The sequence below is a fragment of the Streptomyces sp. NPDC096323 genome (assembly GCF_040302845.1).
In the GTDB taxonomy this organism is placed as follows: domain Bacteria; phylum Actinomycetota; class Actinomycetes; order Streptomycetales; family Streptomycetaceae; genus Streptomyces.
In genome coordinates this window covers 242474-265462 of the sequence record NZ_JBEOSI010000001.1, presented here as the reverse complement: position 1 = coordinate 265462, position 22989 = coordinate 242474, and the positions used below count along the sequence as shown (strand labels likewise).

23 protein-coding genes are annotated in these 22989 nt (G+C 73.1%); 17 read left to right on the top strand and 6 right to left on the bottom strand.

The genetic code is table 11. The annotated features are described in order from the left end of the window. Nucleotides 1–7: 7 nt before the first annotated feature. From ABTX18_RS01115 to ABTX18_RS01075, 9 genes are read left to right on the top strand one after another with little or no spacing between them, the layout of a single operon-like run. Nucleotides 8–868 carry a hypothetical protein gene (locus tag ABTX18_RS01115; protein WP_352120618.1) on the top strand — a complete coding sequence of 287 codons (861 nt, stop codon included), beginning with the start codon at nucleotides 8–10 and terminating at the stop codon, nucleotides 866–868. Next, on the top strand, nucleotides 865–2061 hold the full coding sequence (locus ABTX18_RS01110) for a PLP-dependent cysteine synthase family protein (protein WP_352120617.1): 1197 nt from the start codon (nucleotides 865–867) through the stop codon (nucleotides 2059–2061). Before ABTX18_RS01115 ends, ABTX18_RS01110 begins: the two co-directional genes overlap by 4 nt. Then, nucleotides 2058–3194 carry an enolase C-terminal domain-like protein gene (locus tag ABTX18_RS01105; RefSeq protein ID WP_352120616.1) on the top strand — a complete coding sequence of 379 codons (1137 nt, stop codon included), beginning with the start codon at nucleotides 2058–2060 and terminating at the stop codon, nucleotides 3192–3194. Before ABTX18_RS01110 ends, ABTX18_RS01105 begins: the two co-directional genes overlap by 4 nt. Next, nucleotides 3191–4450, top strand: a complete 1260-nt coding sequence (locus ABTX18_RS01100) for an MFS transporter (RefSeq protein ID WP_352120615.1) — start codon at nucleotides 3191–3193, stop codon at nucleotides 4448–4450. Before ABTX18_RS01105 ends, ABTX18_RS01100 begins: the two co-directional genes overlap by 4 nt. Nucleotides 4451–4460: 10 nt before the next feature. After that, complete coding sequence (locus ABTX18_RS01095; RefSeq protein WP_352120614.1) at nucleotides 4461–5249, top strand: class I SAM-dependent DNA methyltransferase; 789 nt, start codon at nucleotides 4461–4463, stop codon at nucleotides 5247–5249. Nucleotides 5250–5286: 37 nt separating this feature from the next. Then, nucleotides 5287–6909, top strand: coding sequence for an ABC transporter substrate-binding protein (locus tag ABTX18_RS01090; protein ID WP_352120613.1), 1623 nt, complete (start codon nucleotides 5287–5289; stop codon nucleotides 6907–6909). After that, nucleotides 6906–7859, top strand: a complete 954-nt coding sequence (locus ABTX18_RS01085; protein ID WP_352120612.1) for an ABC transporter permease — start codon at nucleotides 6906–6908, stop codon at nucleotides 7857–7859. The genes ABTX18_RS01090 and ABTX18_RS01085 overlap by 4 nt, the downstream gene beginning before the upstream one ends. Then, the gene (locus ABTX18_RS01080; protein WP_352120611.1) at nucleotides 7859–8716 is read left to right on the top strand and encodes an ABC transporter permease; all 858 of its coding nucleotides are present in this window, start codon (nucleotides 7859–7861) and stop codon (nucleotides 8714–8716) included. The genes ABTX18_RS01085 and ABTX18_RS01080 overlap by 1 nt, the downstream gene beginning before the upstream one ends. Next, entirely contained in the window at nucleotides 8713–10278 is a 1566-nt protein-coding gene (locus tag ABTX18_RS01075; RefSeq protein WP_352120610.1) for an ABC transporter ATP-binding protein, read from the top strand. Before ABTX18_RS01080 ends, ABTX18_RS01075 begins: the two co-directional genes overlap by 4 nt. Nucleotides 10279–10343: 65 nt before the next feature. On the opposite strand, the gene ABTX18_RS01070 is transcribed toward ABTX18_RS01075, so the two are convergent. Both ABTX18_RS01070 and ABTX18_RS01065 read right to left on the bottom strand, forming a co-directional pair. Beyond that, nucleotides 10344–11018 carry a formylglycine-generating enzyme family protein gene (locus ABTX18_RS01070; protein WP_352120609.1) on the bottom strand — a complete coding sequence of 225 codons (675 nt, stop codon included), beginning with the start codon at nucleotides 11016–11018 and terminating at the stop codon, nucleotides 10344–10346. A 67-nt stretch (nucleotides 11019–11085) separates the two neighbouring features. Beyond that, nucleotides 11086–11478: a nuclear transport factor 2 family protein gene (locus tag ABTX18_RS01065; RefSeq protein WP_352120608.1), complete on the bottom strand. Its 393-nt coding sequence runs from the start codon at nucleotides 11476–11478 to the stop codon at nucleotides 11086–11088. Nucleotides 11479–11617: 139 nt separating this feature from the next. Here ABTX18_RS01065 and ABTX18_RS01060 point away from each other — a divergent pair, with 139 nt between their 5' ends. From ABTX18_RS01060 to ABTX18_RS01045, 4 genes are all read left to right on the top strand, one after another. Continuing rightward, complete coding sequence (locus ABTX18_RS01060) at nucleotides 11618–12316, top strand: alpha/beta fold hydrolase (RefSeq protein ID WP_352120607.1); 699 nt, start codon at nucleotides 11618–11620, stop codon at nucleotides 12314–12316. Between the two features lie 95 nt (nucleotides 12317–12411). After that, nucleotides 12412–13089, top strand: a complete 678-nt coding sequence (locus ABTX18_RS01055) for an ABC transporter permease (protein ID WP_352120606.1) — start codon at nucleotides 12412–12414, stop codon at nucleotides 13087–13089. Then, nucleotides 13086–13763 carry an ABC transporter permease gene (locus tag ABTX18_RS01050; protein ID WP_352120605.1) on the top strand — a complete coding sequence of 226 codons (678 nt, stop codon included), beginning with the start codon at nucleotides 13086–13088 and terminating at the stop codon, nucleotides 13761–13763. The genes ABTX18_RS01055 and ABTX18_RS01050 overlap by 4 nt, the downstream gene beginning before the upstream one ends. Beyond that, complete coding sequence (locus ABTX18_RS01045) at nucleotides 13760–14716, top strand: ABC transporter substrate-binding protein (protein ID WP_352120604.1); 957 nt, start codon at nucleotides 13760–13762, stop codon at nucleotides 14714–14716. Before ABTX18_RS01050 ends, ABTX18_RS01045 begins: the two co-directional genes overlap by 4 nt. Before the next feature lie 109 nt (nucleotides 14717–14825). Here the strand turns inward: ABTX18_RS01045 and ABTX18_RS01040 are convergent, their stop codons facing one another. Next, nucleotides 14826–15755, bottom strand: a complete 930-nt coding sequence (locus ABTX18_RS01040) for a DUF6807 domain-containing protein (protein ID WP_352120603.1) — start codon at nucleotides 15753–15755, stop codon at nucleotides 14826–14828. Next, nucleotides 15752–16903 carry a Gfo/Idh/MocA family protein gene (locus ABTX18_RS01035; protein ID WP_352121140.1) on the bottom strand — a complete coding sequence of 384 codons (1152 nt, stop codon included), beginning with the start codon at nucleotides 16901–16903 and terminating at the stop codon, nucleotides 15752–15754. The genes ABTX18_RS01040 and ABTX18_RS01035 overlap by 4 nt, the downstream gene beginning before the upstream one ends. 435 nt (nucleotides 16904–17338) lie before the next feature. Here ABTX18_RS01035 and ABTX18_RS01030 point away from each other — a divergent pair, with 435 nt between their 5' ends. Both ABTX18_RS01030 and ABTX18_RS01025 read left to right on the top strand, forming a co-directional pair. Beyond that, on the top strand, nucleotides 17339–17971 hold the full coding sequence (locus ABTX18_RS01030; protein WP_352120602.1) for a LysE family transporter: 633 nt from the start codon (nucleotides 17339–17341) through the stop codon (nucleotides 17969–17971). A 99-nt stretch (nucleotides 17972–18070) separates the two neighbouring features. Further along, nucleotides 18071–19219 (top strand): serine hydrolase domain-containing protein, encoded by a 1149-nt coding sequence (locus ABTX18_RS01025; RefSeq protein WP_352120601.1) that lies wholly within the window; start codon nucleotides 18071–18073, stop codon nucleotides 19217–19219. 63 nt (nucleotides 19220–19282) lie between these two features. Here ABTX18_RS01025 and ABTX18_RS01020 read toward each other — a convergent pair whose 3' ends face one another. Continuing rightward, complete coding sequence (locus ABTX18_RS01020) at nucleotides 19283–20446, bottom strand: ABC transporter ATP-binding protein (RefSeq protein ID WP_352120600.1); 1164 nt, start codon at nucleotides 20444–20446, stop codon at nucleotides 19283–19285. Between the two features lie 104 nt (nucleotides 20447–20550). On the opposite strand from ABTX18_RS01020, the gene ABTX18_RS01015 reads away from it, so the two are divergent. Continuing rightward, the gene (locus tag ABTX18_RS01015) at nucleotides 20551–21846 is read left to right on the top strand and encodes an alpha/beta fold hydrolase (RefSeq protein ID WP_352120599.1); all 1296 of its coding nucleotides are present in this window, start codon (nucleotides 20551–20553) and stop codon (nucleotides 21844–21846) included. A gap of 133 nt (nucleotides 21847–21979) precedes the next feature. Here the strand turns inward: ABTX18_RS01015 and ABTX18_RS01010 are convergent, their stop codons facing one another. Then, nucleotides 21980–22552: a rhodanese-like domain-containing protein gene (locus ABTX18_RS01010; protein WP_352120598.1), complete on the bottom strand. Its 573-nt coding sequence runs from the start codon at nucleotides 22550–22552 to the stop codon at nucleotides 21980–21982. Nucleotides 22553–22653: 101 nt separating this feature from the next. On the opposite strand from ABTX18_RS01010, the gene ABTX18_RS01005 reads away from it, so the two are divergent. Next, on the top strand, nucleotides 22654–22932 hold the full coding sequence (locus ABTX18_RS01005; RefSeq protein WP_352120597.1) for a metal-sensitive transcriptional regulator: 279 nt from the start codon (nucleotides 22654–22656) through the stop codon (nucleotides 22930–22932). Nucleotides 22933–22989: the final 57 nt, after the last annotated feature.

Genomic DNA, 22989 nt, shown 5'->3' with positions numbered 1-22989 from the left:
GGAACCGATGACCGTGCCCGCACGCACCGTCCCCGTCGCGGCCTCGTACGAGGACCTCGTCGCGGGGGTCCTGGCCGGACACTTCGGGCCCGACCCGCGCACACGCCACATCGCCATGGCGTTCACCACCCGCCAGTCCGTACGGCACCCGGGGCGCGGAAGCGGATATCGCAACGAGGTGCTGAGCCTGCGTCTCGGCGCGGCCGTCGGCTCCTGCGCCGTCGAGCCGGGGGAACTGCCCGCCGAGGCCGTCGACGACTGCGTCGGCGCGGATGTCGCCACGCTGCTCGCCCACCGGCTGCGCCCGGTGCGGATCGCCGCGCTCGACACGTACCTGATGGACGTGCTCCCTCACGGCCCCGCCACCGGCGCCCGGCCCTGGCCGCTGCCGGCCGGCGGCTCCCTGGAGAAGTCCCGGGCGCGGGCGCGCGCCGTCGTCGGCCTGCTCGACCTCCCGCCGGGCGGCACGGTGCTCGTCGTCGGCGTCGTCAACTCGCTGCTTGAGGCCCTGCGTGAGCGCGGGCTCGCCTACGTACCGTGCGATCTCAAGGGCGGTACGACGGAGTGGGGCGAGCCGGTACGGACCCAGGTGCCCACCGGGCCGGAGCACTGGGACGCGGTCCTGGCGTCCGGGATGACCCTCGGCAACGGGACGTTCGAGCCGCTGAGGGAGCGCGCCCTGCGATACGGCACACCCCTGGTCGTGTTCGCCCAGACCGGCAGCGCGGTGCTGCCCCGGCTCATCGGCGCCGGGGTCACCGCCGTGTCCGCGGAGCCGTACCCGTTCTTCTGGCTCGACGGCGGCCACGGAACCGTGCACCACTACGGCGGCCCGGAGACCGTTCGCCACCACGGAGGCGCCCGGTGACCACCGCACTTCTGCGCCCCGCCGGCAACCGGGAACTCCTCGGGCTCGTCGGCCGCACCCCGCTCGCCCGTATCACCGCCGACCTGCCCTGCCCGCACCCCGGCTTCTGGGCCAAACTCGAGGGCTTCGCCGTGGGCGGCATGAAGGCGCGCGCCGCCGTGTCCATGCTGCTGGGCGCCGAGCGGCGCGGCGAACTGCGTCCGGGCGCGCCGGTGGTGGAGTCCACCTCCGGCACCCTCGGCATCGGCCTCGCCTTCGCGGGCCAGGCGCTCGGCCATCCGGTCGTGCTGGTCGGCGACACCGAACTCGAACCGTCGATGCGTTCTCTCCTGCACGCCCACGGCGCCCGGCTGGAACTCGTCGGCCGCCCGGCCCCCGAGGGCGGCTGGCAGGCCGCCCGGCTGGCCAGGCTCCGGGAACTCGTCAGCGAACTACCGGGCGCCTACTGGCCCGACCAGTACAACAACCCCGACAACACAGCCGGTTACGCCTCGCTCGCCGCCGAGATCGCCGGCCGCCTCGACCACGTCGACATCCTGGTCTGCAGCGTCGGAACGGGCGGGCACAGCGCGGGAGTCGTCGGTCCGCTGCGCAGGCGCTGGCCCGGACTCCGGCTGATCGGCGTCGACGCCACCGGCTCGACGATCTTCGGGCAGCCCGCCCGGCCCCGACTGATGCGGGGACTCGGCAGCAGCATCCATCCGCGCAATGTGGCCCACGACCAGTTCGACGAGGTCCACTGGGTCGGACCGGCGGAGGCCGCGGACAGCTGCCGGCGGCTGGCCAGGGACAACTTCGTCAGCGGCGGCTGGAGCACCGGCGCCGTCGCACTCGTCGCGGCCTGGGCGGCCCGCGTCCACCCGGGGGCCGTCGTCGCGACCGTCTTCCCCGACGGGCCGCACCGCTACCTCGGCAGCATCTTCGACGACGGATTCAACGCGCTGCACGGGCTCGGCGCGGAGGCGGTGGCCACCCGCCCGGTGGAGATCCGCCACCCGCAGGCCGCGGAGGCGACCGGCTGGACCCGCTGCCGCGCGGTCGCCGGGCGGCGCGAGGACCACCGGCCCGCGCGGCTGCCGGTGTCCCGCCTGCCGGCGGGCGCGACGCTGCCCCGTGCGCCCGCGGGGAACACGCCGCCGTACGCCCGCCCGTACACCGTCCGTCTGCCGTACGAACCGGGGGAGGGCCGATGAACGTGAGCCGGCGCACCGTGCGGCTGCGGCTGGCCGAGCCGCTGCGGATCTCCCGCTCCACCACGACGGCACGCGATGCCGTCCGGCTGTCGATCGAGCACGAGGGGCTGCACGGCCACGGCGAGACCGTGACCAGCGTGTACTACAGCCTCGACACCGCGACCGTCACGCACTGGCTGGACCGGTGCGGCCGTACGCTCGCACGCTTCGCGGACCCGGAGCGGGCCCTGGCCGCCGTGTCCGATCAGACGGCCGGAGGCGCCGGCGGTCCGGTCGCACCCGGGACACCCCCGGCCGTGACGGCCGCAGTCGAGGCGGCGCTGCTCGACCTCGTCGGCAAGCGCGCGGGCACCCCGGTGCACCGTCTCCTCGGCACGGCCGCCGCACCCGTCGTCGCGACCGCCAGGACCATCGGGATCACCTCGCCCGGCCACGCCGCGACCCATGCCGCCCGGCTGGCCGGGGAAGGGTTCACGGTCATCAAGATCAAGGCCGGCTCGCCCGACCCGGAGGACGACGTGGCACGCGTACGTGCCGTGCGCGCGGCGGCCCCACAGGTGCGGCTGCTCCTCGACCCCAACGGCGGCTGGAGCAGCGCGGCGGCGCCCACCCTGCTCGGGCGCTTCGCCGAACTCGGCGTAGAGGCCGTCGAACAGCCCGTCGCCCCGGGTGACCCCGAGGCACTGGCCCGGCTCGCCGCCCGCTCGCCCCTGCCCGTGATCGCGGACGAGGACGCGGTCGGCATCGAGGACGCCCGGCGGCTCGCCGGCCGCGTCCACGGCATCAACGTCAAACTCGCCAAGTGCGGAGGCGTGAGCGCCGCGCTGCGCATCGCCGGACTGATCGACGGCAGCGGCACCGGCCTCATGCTCGGCTGCCTCACCACCAGTTCGCTGGGCATCGCCCCGGCCGTGCACCTCGCCGACCGCGCCCGGTGGGCCGACCTGGACGGACACCTGCTGCTCGCCCACGACCCCTGGACGGGGATCGGCGGCGCCGACGGAACCGTGCGGGCGAGCAGCCACCCGGGACTGGGCGTACGCCCGCGCACACCGTTCGACGGGCCGCGGTCGCCCGGCCCGGCCGGCGGCCCCGCTCGGGGACGTACCCGCGAAGGACGGGTGCCGTCATGAGCACCTGGCGCGAGATAGGCGCCCTGCCCCCGGCCGTGCGCCTCCTGCTGGTCAACCAACTCGGGGTCAACACCGGCTTCTACCTGCTCATCCCCTATCTGGCCGTGCACCTCAGCGACGACCTCGGGATGTCGGCCGCCGCCGTCGGCACCGTTCTCGGGGTGCGCAACCTCAGCCAGCAGGGGCTGTTCGTCCTCGGGGGATCGGCGTCCGACCGGCTGGGAGCCCGCGGCGTGATCATCGCCGGATGCGCCCTGCGGACGGCCGGATTCGCCCTCTTCGCTCTCGGCGACGGGCTCGTGGTCCTGCTCGCCGCCTCCGTGCTCAGCGGACTGGCGGGCGCCCTGTTCAACCCCGCCGTCCGTGCCCACCTCGCCCAGGAGGCGGGGGAGCGCAAGGCGGAGGCGTTCGCGCTCTTCAACGTCTTCGCGACGACCGGAGCCCTCATCGGCCCCCTCCTCGGCAGCGCCCTCCTCCTGGTCGACTTCCGGGCCGCCGCCCTCACCGCGGCCGGGATCTTCGCCGTGCTGACCGTCGCCCAGGCCCTGGTGCTGCCGCCCGGCCGGGTCGCACCCCCCACGAACGGTGTGCTCGCCGACTGGCGCGAAGTGGCCGGCAACCGGCCCTTCATGGCCTTCGCCTGCGCGATGGTTTCCATGATCGCGCTGGAGAGCCAGCTGTATCTGCTGCTCCCCGACGGCGCACGCCGGGCCACCGGCTGGGACGGGGCGGCGGGGGCGGTGTTCCTCGTGGGGACGCTCGCGGGGCTCGCGTTCCAGCTGCGCATCACCCGCCTTCTCAAGCGGCGGGGCAGCCGGGGGAAGTGGATCGCAGCGGGCCTCGCCCTGATGGCCGCGGCCTTCGTGCCGCCGATGCTGGTGACGTCCGGCCCTCCGCCGGACGCCGGCGCGGTCCAGACCGCGCTGCGGGCGATCCCGGTGCTGACGGGCGCTCTGCTGCTCCAGACCGGCCTCATGGCCGCCCAGCCGTTCGTGATGGAGCTGATCCCCGAATTCGGCAGGCCCGGCCTCACCGGCACCTACTTCGGCGTCTTCTACGTCCTGTCCGGGATCGCCGCCGCTCTCGGAAACACCGCTGTCGGCTGGGCCATGGACACAGGTCAGCGCATCGGCGCCGGCTGGCTGCCCTGGGCCTGCTGCCTGGCGTTCGGCCTCGTCTCGGCCACGGCGATCGCCCGGCTCCACCGCCGCGCGGCGCTGCCCGGCCGGCCCGCCCCGGTGTCCGCCCATGCCTGAGGAGAGCCCCGTGGACGACGCCAACCTGCTCACCGACCACCCGGCACTGTACGAGGCCCGCTTCCCCGACCCCGTACGCCTCGCCGGACGCTGGACCGAGGAATCGCTCCGGCGGTACGGCTCCGGTCCCCGCGTCCTGGACATCGGCTGCGGCACCGGCCGCGACGCCGCGTACCTCCATGCGGCGGGGCGCACCGTGACCGGTGCCGACCTCTCCGGCGCGATGCTCGCGCACGCCTCCCGGGAGCACCCGGGCCCGGAGTATCTCCGCGCCGATCTGCGGGAGTTCGACCTGGGAGCACGGCGATTCGACGCCGCCGTGTGCCTCGACAGCGCGCTGCTGTACTGCCGGACCGACGCCGAACTGGACAGCTTCCTCACCTCCTGCCGACGCTCCCTGACGCCCGGAGGGCTGTTCGTCGCGGAGATGCGCAACGGCGCGTACTTCCTCCGCCGCGCCCCGATCCCCACGGCCCCGGCCGTCCACAGCTTCACCCATCGCGGCACCGTCCACCGCTCCGTCACCCGGCTGCGCGTGGACCCGGCAGCCCGCCTGCTCCACCGCAGCCGCACCTGGACCACCGACGACGGAGCACCCGCGGTCGAACAGCGCTCCGCCTGGCGCCTGTTGCGTCCCGAGGAACTCCACCGGGCGCTCACCGCCCATGGATTCGAGGTCCTCGCGCTCCACGACGGACCCGGGCCCCGTACCGAACCACCCTGGCGCGAGGGCGACCTCCCCGGCGGATCGACGGACGCCGACCGGCTTCATGTGATCGCCCGTCTCACCGACGGCTGACCACCCCGCACACTCCCACCGGATCAAGGACACCCGCATGCACAGCGACACACCCACCACGACAGCAACGCCCTTCCCCGGCCTGCACCGCCGCGGCTTCCTGGCCGTCTCCGGCGCCGCCGGTCTCGGCGCCCTCGCGCTGACCGGCTGCGCGGACACCTCCGCCAACGGACCCGACGACGCCAACGGACCCGACGACGCCAACGGGGACGGCACGCCGAAGCGGGGCGGCCGGCTGCGGGCCGCCTTCGCCGGGGGCGGGGCGAGCGAGACCCTCGACCCGCACCTGAGCAACCTCTTCGCCGAGGCCGCCCGCGCCAAGGCCCTCTACGACAAACTGGCCGACTACGGCGGCGACCTCGCCGCCCGGCCGCGCCTCGCCTCCTCCTGGGAACCCAACACCGGCCTCGACCGGTGGAAGGTCTCCCTGCGGGCAGCGCTGTTCCACGACGGGCAGCCCGTGACCGCGAAGGACGTGCTGCACAGCTACCGGCGCATCGCCGACCCCGCCCGTGCCTTCCGCGCCAGGGCATCTCTCGAACCGATCGACCTGGCGGCCAGCCGGGCCCTCGACGAGCGGACCGTCGAGTTCGTCCTCAAGCGGCCGACGGCCGAATTCCCCAACGTGATGGCGGCGTTCGGCGCGTACATCGTCCCCGCGTCCGCCCGGGACGGCGACTTCGACCACCGGCCCGTCGGCAGCGGACCGTTCCGCCTGGTGTCCTTCGCCCCGGGCCGCTCCACCGTCCTGCGCCGCAACGACGACTACTGGGACGGCGCGCCCCACCTGGACGAGCTGGAGTTCGTCGTCGCCAACGAGGAGTCCGCACGCGTCAACGCCCTGCTCGGCGGCCAGGTCGAGTACGCCCACGAGCTGAACCCGGCGACCGCCCGCGCCCATGAGGACGGCGGCCGGATCCGGATCGTACGGCTACGCAACAGCGCCATGCAGTCCTTCGCCATGAAGACCGACCGGCCGCCCTTCGACGACCGGCGCGTGCGCCAGGCCCTGATGCTCGTCGCCGACCGCGAGGAACTCGTCCAGGGGGCGTTCTCCGGTGCCGGAGAGATCGGCAACGATCTGTTCGGCAAGGGGTACGAGTACTACGAAGGCACTCTGCCCCAGCGCGAACAGGACCTCGGCCGGGCCCGCAGCCTGCTGAAGCAGGCGGGCGCCGAGGGCCTGCGTATCACGCTCGACACCTCACCCGTCGCCGCCGGTTTCACCGAGGCCGCCGCCGTCTTCCGCGACCAGGCGGCCAAGGCCGGCATCACCGTCGAGGTGAGGACCGGCAGCAAGGACACGTACTGGAAGGACATCCTCGACTCCGGAACCCTCTGCTGCTACCGCTCCGGCGCCATGCCCATCGAATCGCACCTCTCCCAGCGCCTGCTGACGGGCTCGACGACCAACGCGACCAAGTGGCGCCACCAGGACTTCGACGCCCTCTACCAGCAGGCCCAGTCCACGCGGGACCCGGAGCAGCGCGCCGCCGTGTTCGCCCGCATGCAGCGCCGCCTCCACACCGAGGGTCCCTTCCTGATCTGGGGCTTCGCCGACTGGATACTCGGCACCGCCCGCGGCGTCCGGGGCATCGCACAGCAGGCGCCCGCCAACACCCTCGACTGGGCCCGCTTCGACAAGGTGTGGCTGGCGTGAGCGGATCCCTGCCGTGGGCGGCACGGCGGCTGCTGCTCGGCGGGGCGCAGACGGCGGCCGTGGTGGTGCTCGTCTTCGCCCTGACGGAGGCACTGCCCGGGGATGCCGCCGTGGCCCTCGCCGGCGACCAGCCGGACCCGGAACGGATCGAGGCGGTACGGGCCGCCCTGCACCTGGACCGGCCGCCCCTGGAGCGTCTGCTGGGCTGGTCGGCCGGGCTGCTCCACGGCGACCTCGGGGTCTCGCTGACCTCGGGGCGGCCCGTGAGCGCCTACGTCGCGGACGGCTTCGGGCCGACCCTCCTGCTCGCCGTCCCGACGGTCCTGCTGCTGATCCCGACAGCCGTCGGTCTCGGGGTGCTCGCCGCCCGGCACGAAGGGCGCCCGGTCGACCGGATCGTCAGCGCGGTGACGCTGAGCCTGTACGCAGTACCGGAGTTCGCCCTCGGCGTGCTGCTGGTCACCGTGTTCGCGCTCCGGCTCGGCTGGCTGCCGCCGACAGCCGTTGGATACGGCACCGATCTGCTCGCCCACCCGGCCGCGCTGGTCCTGCCCGTCCTGGTCCTGCTGGCGCGCCCGGTGTGCTCGCTCGCCCGGCTGATCAGGGCCGGCATGACCGACGCGCTCGCCTCGCCGTACGTCGCCCAGGCGCTGCGCTGCGGGGTGCCGGGAGCCCGGGTCCGTTACGCCCACGCCCTGCCCAATGCGATGGCGCCGGCCGCTCAGCAACTGGCCCGCACGGTCGACTGGCTGCTGTGCGGGGTTGTCGTCGTGGAGGCGCTCTTCGTGATCCCGGGCCTCGGTACCGTCCTCATGAACGCCGTCGCGGAGCGCGATGTCCCCGTGGTGCAGGGCCTCGCGGTCGTCTTCGGCGTCGCCACCGTCCTGCTCAACCTCGGGGCGGACCTGGTCACCCGCCGCCTCGCACCGCGCACGGGCGTGGCGGCGTGATGGCCCTCGCGCTCGCCCGCTCCCGGCGCGGGCTGAAGGCACTCGTCGTCGGGTGGCCCCGGGTGAGGGGTTTCCTCCCCGGACTGCTCGTGGTCGGCGTGCCGCTCGTACTCGCCCTGGCCGGACCGCTGTTCGCGGGAGACGCCGGGCCGCGCGGCACCTCGCTCACCACCGGCGACGGGCACTGGTTCGGTACGGACTTCATCGGCCGGGACGTCCGCAGACAGGTGCTGCTGGGCGGGCGTTCGGTGGTCCTCGTGGCGCTCGCCTCGACGGCCCTCGCCTACGCGGTGGCCCTGCCGGTCGGCTTCGTCTGCGCCCTCACCCGCCGGAGCTGGCTGGAGGAACTGCTTATGCGCCCGCTGGACGTGCTCCTGTCCATCCCGTCGCTCCTGCTCATTCTGCTGGTGGCCGCCGTCATCGCACCGGGCCCCGCGGGCCTCGCCCTGCTGGTGGCGCTCGTCAACATCCCGGACGCCGCCCGGATCGTCCGCGCCGCCGGAGCGGAGGCCGCCTCGCGCCCGGCCGTCGAGTTGCTGCGCATGCAGGGCGAGAGCTGGGCGCGGATGGCCTTCGGCTACGTCGGCCGGTCGGTCGCCCGGACCCTCGCCGCCGACGCGGGCGTACGCCTGACGGGGGCGCTGTACCTCGTGGCCACGGCGGCGTTCCTCGGCGTCGGCGTCGCACCGGATGCCGCCGACTGGGCGGTGATGGTGGACCGCAACCGCACCGGGCTGTTCGTCCAGCCGTGGGCGGTGGTGGTCCCGGCCCTGTTGATCGTCGCGCTCACCATGGGCGGCAACCTGCTCGTCGACGCCGCACTCGCCCGCCCCGGCAGCAAGGAGAAGAAGCCATGAACACAGTCGCACAGCCACGCACGGACACCGGGGCGGAACCGGTGGCCGTCGTCGAGGGGCTCCGCGTGGAGGCCGGCGGGCGGGCCATCGTCGACGGCCTCAGCCTGCGCGTGCTGCCGGGGCGGATCCTCGCGCTGGTGGGCGCGTCGGGCAGCGGCAAGACCACCACCGGGCGCGCGCTGCTGGGGGAGTACCCGCCGGGCGCGCGAGTCACGGGGGAGGTGCGGGTGGCGGACGGCCTGATCGGGTACGTGCCGCAGCACCCGGCCACCGTACTCAACCCCGCCCGCCGGACCGGCGCCCTGCTGGGCGACATCGCCCGGCGCCGGGCGGCCCACCTTCCCCGGGCCCGGCGCAGGGCGGCGGCGCGGGAACGGATACGCGACGCCCTCGCCCGGGCCCAACTGCCCTCGGACGGAGCCCTCCTGCGCCGCTACCCCCATGAGCTCTCCGGCGGTCAGCAGCAACGCGTGGTCCTCGCCCAGGCGCTGCTGCTCGGCGCCCGCGCCGTCGTGGCGGACGAGCCCACCACCGGGCAGGACCCCCTGACGAAACGCCGCATCGTGGAGCGGCTGGCGGCCGTCGCCCGGCAGGGCATCGCCGTGGTCCTGCTCAGCCACGACCTCGACGTCGTCCGCGCGCTCGCCGACGACGTGGTCGTCCTGCGCGACGGAAAGGCCGTCGAGGCGGGGCCCGCCGAGCAGGTGCTGCGCGCCCCCGGCCATCCGTGGACCCGCGAACTCCTGGCGCAGCCGCAGGACATGCTCAGGAGGGCGGCCCGGGCGGAACCACCCACCGCCACCGTCCTGGACGTCCGCTCCCTCACCGCACGCCACGGCCGGACCACGGTGCTCCGCCACGCGGCCCTCACCCTGCGCGCCGGTGAGAGCCTCGCCGTCGTCGGACGCTCCGGAAGCGGCAAGACGACGCTCGCCCGCTGCCTGAGCGGCCTGCACTCCGACCACGACGGAGAGGTGCTCCTGGACGGGCTGCCGCTGCCGCGCAGCCTGCGGGACCGGGACCGGGAGCAACTGGCCTCGGTCCAGTACGTCTTCCAGGACGCCAAGGCGGCCTTCGACGCGCACCGCCCCGTACTCGATCAGATCGCGCGGACAGCCGTACGGCTGCGCGGAGTGGACCGGGCCGCGGCGCGAGGCGAGGCGCTGCGTGTACTGGGCTCGCTGGACCTCCCGGCCCAGCGGGCGCTGCGTGTCCCCGAGGGGCTGTCCGGCGGCGAACTCCAGCGCGCCGCACTGGCCCGCGCGCTGCTCGCGCGTCCCCGGGTGCTGGTCTGCGACGAGATCACCTCGGGCCTCGACACGTTCGCCAGGCGGTCCCTGTTGGGCCTGCTCACCGAACTGCTCCGGTCGGGCGCCGTCCCGGCCCTCGTCCTGATCACCCACGACCTCGACACGGCGGCCCTCGCCGATCGTGTCACGGTGCTGGAGGACGGCGAGATCGTCGAGGCCGGGCCGGCCGACGACGTACTGAACGCGCCGCGCCACCCCTTCACCACCGAACTGACCGCCGCGGCACGGTCGATGCGGACCACCGCCGACTGACGCACCGGGCCACCGGAAGCCGGCTCAAGCGTCAGCAGGCACCGGCAGCTCGACCGGCCGCCGGCTCACCGCGCGCCGGAGCGCGCCACGCGGAACCCCGTGTCGTCGATCCGGAACGTCGGGTGGCTGCGGCGGCGGACCGAGGCCCGGCAGCTCCAGCGCTCGTCGAACCAGCCACCGCCCCGCAGCACCCGGTACGTGCCGTACACCTCGGCGTCGTAGACGTCCCAGCACCACTCCCACACGTTGCCCAACGTGTCGTAAAGGCCCCAGGCGTTGGGCTGTCTGCCGCCCACCTCGTGCGGGCGCTCCTGCGAGTTGCCGCGATGCCAGGCGACGTCGTCGAGCGGCCCGTACCGCGCCTCGGCCGTGCCGGCCCGGCACGCGTGTTCCCACTCGGCCTCGGCCGGCAGCCGGTATCCGTCTGCCGCCGTGTCCCACTCGACGAGCGCGGCATCGGCGTGGAGACGGTAGGCGGGGGCCAGCCCCTCGCGCACGGACAGGGCGTTGCAGAAGCCGACGGCGTCCAGCCAGGAAACGCCTTCGACGGGAAGGAGTTCGCCCTGCGCGGTGCTCGGCCGTTCCCCGGTCACCTGCAGGTACTGCGCCTGGGTGACCGGACACGCAGCGAGCCGGTACGGGGCGAGGCCGACCTTCCAGCTGTGCTGCGTACGGCGGTCGGTGAGGGTCACCTGCCCGGGTGGAACGTCGACCATGGCGATTTCAACGCTGGTGTCCATAGGCCGGTGATCGTATCAACGGCCACCCCTGTGGAGGGGCCCCGAACCGCCCTCGACGGCTCGGTGCTCAGCCTGCCGAGGCCTCACGGGCGATCTGCTCGAACCGGGCACCCATGGCGGCGGCCAGTGCCTGCGCGGCCGATAGCGGCCGGACCATGACCGTCAGACCGTCGATCTCGCCCGCCTCGTTCACGTGGAGGAAGTCGCAGCCGGTGATCTCCCGGTCGCCCACCTTCGCCTCGAAGACGAGCGCGTGATCGCGGCCGTCGTCGCTCGCCATCTCGCGGACGTAGCGGAAGTCCGTGAAGATCTCGGCCACCGCGCGCAGGATCGCGGCGGTGAGGGGCTTGCCGGGGTAGGGCTTGAACGCCACCGGGCTGGTGAGGACGACGTCCTCGGCCAGCAGCGCCTCGACCGCGCCGAGATCATGCGCCTCGACGGCCTTGCGGAAAGGGTGCATCCCGAGCTCCTTAGTCAATTTATTGAATAGGTGTGAAAGAGAGTAGTCGTATCGGTGCCGGGCCGTCATCCCCTACGAGCGTCCGGCTTCCTGCCGCCGGACCAAGCCCGTTGTCAGACCCCTCGGTTACGTTTTCCGCATGAGTGATTTCGTACTGGTGGCAGGTGCCTGGCTGGGAGCTTCGGCCTGGGAGGACGTGGTGCCCGGCTTGCGGGCGGCAGGGCACGGGGTACACCCGGTGACCTTGTCCGGCGTCGGTGAGAAGAGGGAGGAACCGGTGGGCCGGCAGACTCATGTGACCGACATCGTCGACGAGGTGGACCGTCTCGGTCTGCGCGACGTCGTTCTCGTCGGACACAGTTACTCGGGCATTCCCGTCGGACAGGCCGCCGAGCGCCTCGGTGACCGGCTGGCCCGCGTTGTCTTCGTCGACGCCAGTGTCCCGGCCGACGGCGAGTCCTTCGTCTCCGCCTGGTGGCAGGGCCCGGCAGCGCTGGAGGCCCAGCTCGCGGGGAACGGCGGGTGGTGGGCCCCGCCGGCCGCACCCGACTTCGAGGGACAGGGCCTCAGCGACGCACAGACCGCACGGATAGTGAGCGACTGCACACCGCACCCGGGAGCCTCGCTGAGCGACCGGGCCGTGCTGAGCGGTGGGCTCGGCAAGCTTCCGGCGACGTACATCAAATGCCTTCTTGACGGCCCCGAACCGTCCGACGACGTGGCCGCGTTGCTGACCGGTGAGCGGTGGGAGCTCGTCACGATGGACACGGGTCACTGGCCGATGTACTCCCGCCCGGACGAACTGGCCGGGATTCTGAACGGCACAGTGGCGCACTGACCGGCGGGCGGGCGGGCGGGAGTGCGGGGCCGCGCGCCCCTCGAACAGCCGATCAGGACGCGCGCCCCCGCACTCCCGGACGCTGCAATGGACAGGTGACCGCGCCCCCCGACGACTGCCTCGCGCGCAACGAGTGGGTCTGCGGCGCCTACCTGAGCAGCCGTCGGCACATTCTCTGGGACGCCGTGCTGCAACACCTCCAGCTGACCGCGGTCTCCGTCCTCATCGGACTGGTCATCGCGCTGCCGCTCGCCCTCGCCGCCCGCCGATGGGGCTGGGCCGCGGGACCGGTGCTGGGAGTGACGACCATCCTCTACACCGTCCCCTCGCTCGCGATGTTCTCTCTGCTGCTCCCCGTCTACGGACTCTCCGCCTCGCTCGTCGTGGCGGGCCTCGTCCTGTACTCGCTCACCCTGCTCGTACGGAACATCCTGGCCGGGCTGCGGGCCGTGCCCGAGGAGACCCGGCAGGCGGCGCGCGGCATGGGCTACGGGCCCGTGCGGCTGCTCGTCGCCGTCGAACTCCCGCTCGCGCTGCCGGCCGCGATGGCCGGCCTGCGCATCGCGACCGTCTCCGCCGTCTCCCTCGTCACCATCGGCGCGATCGTCGGCTACGGCGGCCTCGGCAACCTCATCTACTCCGGGATGAACACCTACTTCAAGGCCCAGGTGCTCACCGCCTCCGTCCTGTGCGTCGTCATCGCCGTCGCCGCCGACCTGCTGCTCCTCCTCGCACAGCGCCTGCTCACCCCCTGGACCCGGAGGCAGTCGTGAACACCCTCGCCGACGCCTGGACCTGGCTCACCACAGCGGCGCACTGGTACGGCGAGGACGGCATCTGGACGCGGCTCGCCCAGCACCTCGTCCTCACCGTCGTCTGCCTGCTGATCAGCTGCCTCATCGCCCTGCCCGTCGCCCTGGTCCTCGGCCACCTCGGCAAGGGCGGCGCCCTGGCCGTCAACATCTCCAATATCGGCCGGGCCGTCCCCACCTTCGCCGTCCTCGTCCTGCTGCTGCTCACGCCGGTCGGGCGGTTCGGGGAGGGGCCGACCGTCGTCGCGCTCGTCCTGTTCGCCGTACCGCCGCTGCTCACCAACGCGTACGTCGGCATGAGGGAGGTCGACCAGGACGTCGTACGGGCGGCAAGAGGGATGGGCATGACAGGCCGGCAGATGCTGACGCAGGTGGAGGTCCCGCTCGCGCTGCCCCTCATCCTGACCGGGGTACGGATCGCAGCGGTCCAGCTCGTCGCCACCGCCACCATCGCCGCGCTGGCCGGCGGCGGGGGACTGGGCCGCATCATCACCGCCGGTTTCAACCTCGCGTCCACCGCCCAGGTGGTCGCCGGGGCCGTGCTGGTCGCCGTGTTCGCGCTCGTCGTGGAAGGCCTCTTCGAGCTGGCCCAGCGTCTCGCCCCCGACCGGGCCCGCGGCGGGGGCACCGGATGAGGTCCCGGCACACGGTCACGGCGGCCCTCCTGCTGCTTCTCGCCCCGGTCTCCGCCTGCACCACCGGACCCGCGCTGGAGAACCAGGGCGAGGTCACCGCTCCGCCCGGCGACAGCAAGCACCTCACCATCGGCTCGGCGGGATTCACCGAGAGTGATCTGCTCGCCCAGATGTACGCGCTCCTGCTCGGCAGGGCCGGATACTCCACGAAGATCATCTCCGTCACCAACCGGGAGATCTACGAACCGGCGCTCGAGAGCGGCCAGATCGACGTCGTCCCCGAATACGCGGCGACCTTCGCCGACTGGCTCAACGCGAAGAAGAACGGCGCCGACGCCACCCCCGTCGGCTCGCCCGACCTCGCCACCACCATGAAGGCCCTGCGCGCCCTGGCGGCACCCCGCGGCCTCACCGTCCTGGACGCCGGCCGGTCCGTCGACCAGAACGCCTTCGCGGTCACCTCCGCCTACGCGACGAAACACCGGCTGAAGTCACTGAGCGACCTGGGGCGGTCGGGCCTTCCCGTGCGTCTTGCCGCGGGCGACGAATGCGTCCAGCGCCCCTACTGCGCCCCCGGGCTGAAGAAGACGTACGGCATCGACATCACCGGCGTCGACCCCAAGGGCGTCGGCACCACGCAGGCCAAACAGGCCGTCCAGAGCGGCCGCGACCAGATGGTGCTGACCACCACCACCGACGCCACCCTGGACGATTTCGGTCTCGTCCTGCTCGCCGACGACAAGCACCTCCAGAACGCCGACTACCTGGTCCCCGTCGTCAACCGGTCCCGGGCGGGCAGCGAAGGCGTCCGCAAGGCGCTGGGCAAGCTGAACACCGTACTGACGACCAAGGACCTGGCCCGGCTGAACGAACAGGTGGACAGCTGGCGCCGCCTCCCGGAGGACGTGGCCCGCACCTATCTGCGGTCCCACGGCCTCCTGCCCGACGACTGACGGCCCCACGGTCTCCTGCCCGACGACTGACGGTCCCACGGTCTCCTCCCCGACGACCGACCGCCCGGCGCGCCGGCCGCCGTACCGGACCGGGCGGCGGCGCGCCCGCTCACCAGGTCAGCTCGGCGAGCCGCGCCTCGATCCGCTCGCGGTCCCATGCCCCGTCGGCGACGACCACCCGGTAGCGCCGGGCCAGCGTGGCCCCCGGCTCCAGGACGAGTTCGTCGTGGAAGGCGAAGGACGGCGCGACCGCGGCGAAGGGGTCGTTGCGGACGAACCAGTGCGCGGGGTGCGCGCCACCCGCACCCGTGTGGTCGTTCTCCGGGGCGTGGACGAAGACGAGCGTCGCGTGACCGTCGGCCCCGTCGTGTTCACCGCTGTACGCCAGCCAGGGCGCCTGCCGGCCCATCAGCTCCGGGCCCTCGCCGTCCGGCGTGAGGATCCGACCGTCGCGGAAGGCGCGCGGACCCCGCCAGAACAGCCCCGTATAGCCCGCGCCCTCCCGCCCGTGCGTGGTCGGACTGCCGAAGCGCAGGGGTTCGTCCCGGCGGTTGGTGACCGCCGACGACCATGTCAGGACCCAGCTGCCGGACGCCGGATCGACGTCGTGCACCTCGACCTCCCGCACCTCCTCGGCCCACAGTTCACCGCTGTACGGATGCCAGCTCAGCCGCTCGGTGACCCTGGCCCCGCCGTCCCCGGCCGACACCACGTCGAACCCGCGGTGCGCCATGGAGCCCACGCGCTCGGGCAGCGGCTGATAGCCCTCGCCCGGCACATAGGTGTTGCCGCCCCACAGGTTCTGGCCCGACAGATGCGAGGCGGTCAGCTGCAGTCCCTTGTGCCAGCGGTGGTCGTTGGGCCGATAGTCGGTCACCACCCGGTCCGCGAGGGTGCGCAGCGGGTGGATGTACGGCTTCGGCGCCTCCCAGGCCGCCTCGGGCCGGTACACGTACCGCAGCAGTTCCACCCCGGTCTCTGTTACGGAGACGGCGATGTGGTCGCCGTGCCGGTGGACGAGGTCCAGCCGGCCGGTCACGCGGACACCTCCGCCGGCTCGGGCGCCCAGCCCGGGGCGTTGCCGTGCAGGGCGCTGTAGTAGGGGTCGCCGGGACCGATCTCGCCGGCCAGGACGGTGTTCCCGGTGAAGGCCGCCTTGTAGAGGGCGGCGACCAGTTCCAGGCTGGTGCGCCCGTCGGCGCCGCTGCTGCGCGGCCGGTGCCCGGCCCGCAGGTCGCGGAGCAGCCCGCGCAGCTGGGCCTCGTGGGAGCTGGGCACGTCGGCGCCGAAGTCCCGCCAGAGGGCGACCTCTTCAGCCGGCACCCCGGGAGCCGGGGTGATCCGCCAGTCGGCGTTGCGATGGCCGTACAGATGGGTGAGCTCGACCGTGGCCCGCTCGCAGTCGATGCGGATCCGGCTGACCTCGTCCGGGCTGAGGACACTGTTGACGATCGTGGCCATGGTGCCGTTCTCGAAGCGGACGAGTGCGGTGGAGACGTCCTCCGTCTCGACGTCGTGCACCAGCCGTCCAGCCATCGCGCGGATCTCCGACCACGGCCCCAGCAGGTCGAGCAGCAGATCCATCTGATGGATGCCGTGGCCCATCGCAGGGCCGCCGCCCTCCGTGCTCCAACGCCCCCGCCAAGGCGCGGAGTAGTACGCCGTGTCCCGGTACCAGGTGGTCTGGCAGTGGGCGACCAGCGGCCGCCCCATCGCCTGATCGGCCAGCAGCGCCCGTACGTGGTCGGAGCCGGAGCCGAACCGGTGCTGGAACACGATCGCGGCATACGGGCCGCCCTTGTCCGGGTCCTCCGCCGCCTCGATGGCGTCGAAGTCCTCCAGCGAGGGGCAGGGAGGCTTTTCGCACCAGACCCACGCCCCGGCGCGCAGCGCGGCGATGGTCTGGTCGCGGTGGAAGCGGGGCGGGGTGCCGAGCGTGACGAGATCGGGGCGCTCCTCGGCGAGCATCCGGTCCAGGTCCGTGTACGGACGGCCGCTGCCCGCTTCGGCGCAGAACGCCTCCGCGGAGGCGGCGTCGACATCGACCGCCGCGACGATTTCCAGGGGCTGTTCGGCGGCCAGCGCACGCAGGGCAGGCAGATGACTGACGCGTGCGATCGCGCCGGTGCCGACGATCGCGACCCGGATCGGCCTGCTGGGGGAAGCCTGGCTGGGCGTGACAAACACCTCCACGGTGAGCGGGGCGCCGACCTGGATAGCAAGCGCTTTCTCCCAGCGGAAACCTAGGCTTCGGGCAGGGTGCGGGTCAAGGGATCGCCCGTCGGGGCATCGGGCGACAGGCCGTTGCCGGAGCGCCGGCCGAAGTGCGTTGCCGGGGTGCCGGGGTGCCGGACCGCCGGACCGCCGGACCGCCGGACCGCCGGACCGCCGGACACCGGACACCGGACACCGGACCGAGGGTGCGGGTACCGGAGGGCGGGCCGAAGGTGCCGTCGTCGGAGCGTTCCGGGAAAACGAGTTGCCGGGCCGGCCGTCCCGGCCGCAGCATCTGCGCATGACCACGGACCTGATGCTCCTGCCGCCGAAGCCCGCCGACCGACCGGTGACGAGCGGCCGACAGCAGCAGCCGGGCCACCCGCGGAAGCGGCCACGCCACGGCGGATGACCGCCGCCCTGGTCGCCGGACTCCTCGCCGGATACGGCATCGCCATGCCGGTCGGAGCCGTCGCGACCTATCTCGCCGCCCTCACCACACGTACCTCGTTGAAGACCGGAGCCTTCGCCGCGCTCGGCGTCGCGACGGCGGACGGGCTCTATGCACTGATCGCCGTCGTCGGGGGCTCGACGCTCACCCCGCTCATCGAGCCCGTCATGCTTCCCTTCCGCTGGGCGTCCGCCGCAGTCCTCGTCGCTCTCGCGCTTCGCGGTGGCGTCAGCGCGCTGCGCGCGCACCGCAGCGGCGGCGCACCCCCATCCGACGACGGCACGCCGCTCAGCCCCCTACGGGCCTATGCCGCGCTGCTGGCCATCACTCTGATGAACCCGATGACCGTCGTCTACTTCGCTGCCCTGGTCCTCGGCAGCGAGGCGGTCGCCGCCTCGGCCCCCGCGCACCGGGCCGTCTTCGTCCTCGCCGCCTTCGTCGCGTCAGCCAGCTGGCAGCTGCTCGTCGCGGGCGGCGGGGCGCTGCTCGGCCGGGCGCTGACGGGGAACCGGGGGAGGCTGGTCACGGCGCTCGCCTCCAGCACCCTGATCACGGTGCTCGCCGTGCGGCTTCTGTTCCCCTCCTCCTGACGCGCGGAACGGCGGCCTCCCGGCGCGGTCCGATGAGTTCGGGCCGTCGCGGGAGTCATGGTGGTGGACGACCGAGGCGGAAAGCGAGAAGGCGGAGAGATGAGCACCCTGCGCGACGTACTGGAGACGCACGTACACGACGGTTCGGTGCCGGGAGCCGTGGCCCTGGTGGCCCGGGGAGACCGGGTGGACGTGCAGGCGGTGGGCAGCGCCGACGCCGACGGCTCCGCCCCGATGGCCCCGGACTCGATCTTCCGGATCGCCTCCATCACCAAACCGGTCACCGCGGCGGCCGCCATGATGCTGATCGAGGACGGCCGGATCGCCCTGGAAGACCCGGTGACGCCCTGGCTCCCCGAGCTGGTGGCGCCCATGGTCGTGCGCACCCCCGAGAGCCCCGTCGACGACGTGGTCCCGGCCGCCCGGCCCCTCACCGTGCTGGACCTGCTGACCTTCCGGGCCGGATACGGATTCCCGTCCGACTTCTCGCTGCCCGCCGTCGCACCCCTGTTCAGCGAGCTGAAGCAGGCCCCGCCGCGGCCCCGGGCCGTCGCCGCCCCGGACGACTGGATGGCGAAGCTGTCGCGCATCCCGCTGCTGCACCAGCCGGGGGAGGCATGGCTGTACAACACCTGCTCCGACATCCTGGGCGTCCTGATCGCCCGGGCCTCCGGAATGCCGCTGCCGGAATTCCTGGCCGAGCGGATCTTCGAACCGCTCGGCATGAGCGACACCGGGTTCGAGGTGCCCGCGCGGAAACTCGACCGGTTCACCAGCTACTACCGGACCGGTGAGGCGGGGAACCTTGAACTCGTCGACGCCCCCGACGGCCAGTGGAGCAGCATGCCGGACTTCCCGTCCGCGGCCGGCGGCCTGGTCTCGACCGCCGGTGACTGGTACGCCTTCGGACGGATGCTGCTCGCCGGCGGGACCGTGGGCGACCGCACTCTGCTGACCCGCGAGTCCGTGCGGCAGATGACGACCGATCACCTGAGCGCCGCGCAGCGCAAGGCGAGCGGACTGTTCACCGAGGGCCAGGGCTGGGGCTTCGGCGGCTCGGTGGACGTCGAGAAGACCGATCCGTGGAACGTACCGGGCCGCTACGGCTGGGTCGGCGGCACCGGCACCACGGCGCACATCATCCCGGCCACCGGCACGGTCGCGATCATGCTCAGCCAGGTGGAGATGGCCGGCCCCACGCCGCCCGCGACCATGCGGGACTTCTGGCGGTACGTCGCCGGGGGGTGACTCGCTGGAGGGCGAGGACACACGTCGCGCGTCCGCACGGCGCGGCAACTCGGCGCTGCCCCCTCACGCATCCGCCACCGAGTCGAACTGCACCTCGTCGCGTCCCACGCCCTGCGCGTCCGCGTCCACCGAACGCCGCAGGGCCTCATGGAGCTTGGCCGGCGTCAGCACACCGAGGAAGCGGGCCCCGTCCAGCACCGCCACCCACCCCGCGTCGTGCTGGAGCATCTCGCTGAACGCCTGCTTGAGCGGGGCGCCCACCGGCACCCACGCGTCCATCCGGCGGGCGAGCTCGGCCACCGTCCCGTGCTCACCGGCGATCCGCAGCGCGTCGGCCGACACCCAGCCGTGCAGCTCACCGTCGCCGTTCAGCACCACCGCCCACCGCGCACCGGCTGCGCCGAGCCGGGCCGCCGCCGCCGGAGCACGCTCGTCCAGCCGGGCGACCGGCGGCTCCTCCAGGTCCTCGGGCTCGATCGTGGTGACCGACAGCCGCTTCAGCCCCCGGTCGGCGCCGACGAACCGTGCCACGTACGGAGTGGCGGGAGACCCGAGCACCGCGCCCGGGCTGTCCAGCTGCTCGATGCGCCCTTCCCCGTACACCGCGACGCGGTCACCCATCCGCACCGCCTCCTCGATGTCATGGGTGACCATCAGGACCGTCTTCCTGACCGTGGCCTGCAGATTGAGGAACTCGTTCTGCAGCCGCTCCCGCACCACCGGGTCCACCGCGCCGAACGGTTCGTCCATCAGGAGCACGGGCGGGTCCGCCGCCAGGGCCCGCGCCACCCCGACCCGCTGGCGCTGCCCGCCCGAGAGCTGGGCGGGGTACCGCGAGCCGTGCGTCCCCGGGTCCAGGCCCACCAGATCGAGCAGCTCGGCCGCCCGCGCCCGGGCCCGGGAACGCTTCCAGCCGACCAGGGCCGGGACCGTCGCGGTGTTGTCCAGGACGGTCCGGTGCGGAAAGAGCCCCACCTGCTGGATGACATAGCCGATCCGGCGGCGCAGTTTCACCGGGTCGGTCTTCGCGATGTCCTGGCCGTCGACCAGGATGCGGCCCGAGGTCGGTTCGATCAGCCGGTTCACCATCATCATCGTGGTGGTCTTGCCGCAGCCCGAGGGGCCGACCAGGGTGACCAGTTCCCCCTCGGCGACCTCGAAGGACAGCTCGTGGACCGCGGTCGTCCCGTCCGGATAGACCTTGCCGACCTGCTCGAACCGGATCATGAGTGCAGGGTAGGAGCCGGGCGGGTCGCTCGCACACGGGCCGGGACCGTCGGGGGCGCGGCGCTGTGCTGAACTGTCCGTGAACCATCGATCCAGGAGCCCTCTTGAACAGCTACCGTCAGCCCGGCCTCGTCCTCACCGACCGTCACTTCACCGTGCCGCTCGACCACAGCGACCCCGGCGGTGAGCAGATCGAGATCTTCGGCCGTGAGGTGGTGGCCGGCTCCCGGGCCGGCGAGGAACTGCCGTGGCTGCTCTACCTGGAGGGCGGCCCCGGCTTCGGCGCCCGCCGCTTCGCCGGTGCCGAGGCCTGGCTCGGGCGGGCGGTGAAGGAGTTCCGGGTACTGCTCCTGGACCAGCGCGGTACCGGGCTGTCCACACCGGCCAACCGGCAGACGCTGCCGCTGCGCGGCGGTCCGCGTGAGCAGGCCGACTACCTCGCGCACTTCCGGTCCGACAGCATCGTGCGCGACTGCGAGCTGATCCGGCCGCAGCTGACCGGGGGCGCGCCCTGGACCGTCCTAGGCCAGTCCTTCGGCGGCTTCTGCGCCGTCCGCTACCTCTCGGCGGCACCGGAAGGACTCAGTACCGTCCTGATCACCGGCGGCCTGCCCTCCCTCGACGCCCACGCGGACGAGGTCTACCGGGCCGCGTACCCGAGGATCGAGCGGAAGGTCGCCGCGCACTACGCCCGCTACCCGCAGGACGTCGAGCGCGCCCGGGAGATCACCGCTCACCTCGCGGAGCACCGCCCGGACAGCGCCGGACACCGGCTGACGCCCGAGGGGTTCCAGTCCCTCGGCATCATGCTCGGCGGGGCCAACGGCACTCACCAACTGCACTACCTGCTGGAGAACGCCTTTGTCGCGACCCCGTACGGCAAGGAGCTCTCCGACACCTTCCAGGAGGCCATGCGCACGGCCGGCTCGTTCGCCGGACATCCGCTGTACGCACTCCTGCACGAGGCCATCTACGGGCAGGACGAGCGCCCCACCGGCTGGGCGGCCGAGCGGGTCCGGGCCGAGTTCCCGCAGTTCGACGCGGAGACCGCGCTCAAGGGCGACGGTCCGGTCCTGTTCACCGGCGAGAGCATCCACCCCTGGCACTTCGACGTCGACCCCGCGCTGCGGCCGCTGCGCGAGACGGCGGAGCTGCTCGCCACCCGTGGTGGCTGGGAGCCGTTGTACGACACCGAGCGGCTGGCGGCCAACGAGGTTCCGGTGGCCGCCGCCGTCTACCACGACGACATGTACGTCGACACCGCGCACGCGCTGCGCACCGCCGCCGCGATCCGGGAGCTGCGGACCTGGGTGACGGACGAGTTCGAGCACGACGGACTGCGCGCGGGCGGACCGCGGGTACTGGACCGGCTGCTCGCCCTGGCCCGCGACGAGGTCTGAGGCCACGTACGAGAAGGCCCGCGACGAGGTCTGAGGCCACGTACGAGAAGGCCCGCGACGAGGCCTGAGTCCACGTACGCGAAGGAGCCGGTCGCACGCGGGGTGCGACCGGCTCCTTCGCGCTCCGGGCGGGTCAGCCCTGCAGTGCGTCCAGCGTCGCGTTCAGGTTCGCGGCCGACTGCGGGGCGCGGTTGTGCGGGAGCTTCGCGAGCACCGCCGCCATGCCGCAGGTGTTGGTCACGGCGGAGAAGACGAGACCGGCGCCGACGCCGGCGGACAGCCAGCGCGCGGCGGGGCGGCGCACACCCGCGAGAAGACCGGCCACCACGAGCGAGCCGGCGGCGAGCCGCACCTGGCGTTCCATCGGCCAGGTGGCCCGGCCGCCCTCCGGACGGTCGAGACCATGGCCCTCGCCCTCCCAGGCGGAGGTGCCGCCGGAGAGCGTCGCCGCGTCGATGTCGGCGGCCGAGAGGATGTCGCAGGCCCGCGTGGAGCGGACACCCGAGGCGCAGACCACGAGCAGGGCGCCCCGGGCCGAAGCGGACTTGAGGGCGGGCACCGCTTCGGAGAGACGGTCGAGGGGGATGTTCAGGGCACCGGGGACGTGGCCCGAGGCGTATTCGCCGGGGGCGCGTACGTCGATCACGGTGAAGTCCGCGAGACGGGCGGCGGCCTGGGCGGGGGAGAGGGACACGGGGCTGGTCACGAGCAGTGTTTCCTTTCGTTCTCCGGGTGTGAGGCAGAGACTCGGTCTCTCCTGCCCCGGACCCGCTAGAATACCCCCTGGGGTATGCAAAGGGAGGGTGTGTGGAACTCGACATGGCGGCCGATGAACTGAAATCGGTGCTCAATCGCCTGCGCCGCGCACAGGGCCAGCTCACCGGCATCATCAGGATGGTCGAGGAAGGGCGCGACTGCGAGGACGTCATCACTCAGATGGCGGCCGTCTCCCGGGCGCTCGACCGGGCAGGCTTCGCGATCATCGCGACAGGGCTTCAGCACTGCCTGGCCGAGGGCGGCGGCGAACCCGCGGACCGGGACCGGATGCGGGCACGCCTGGAGAAGCTGTTCCTCTCGCTGGCCTGAGAGCGGGCGCGGGCCGCCGGGACCGGCACAGCGCCACCGGGCCGGACAGGCACTAGC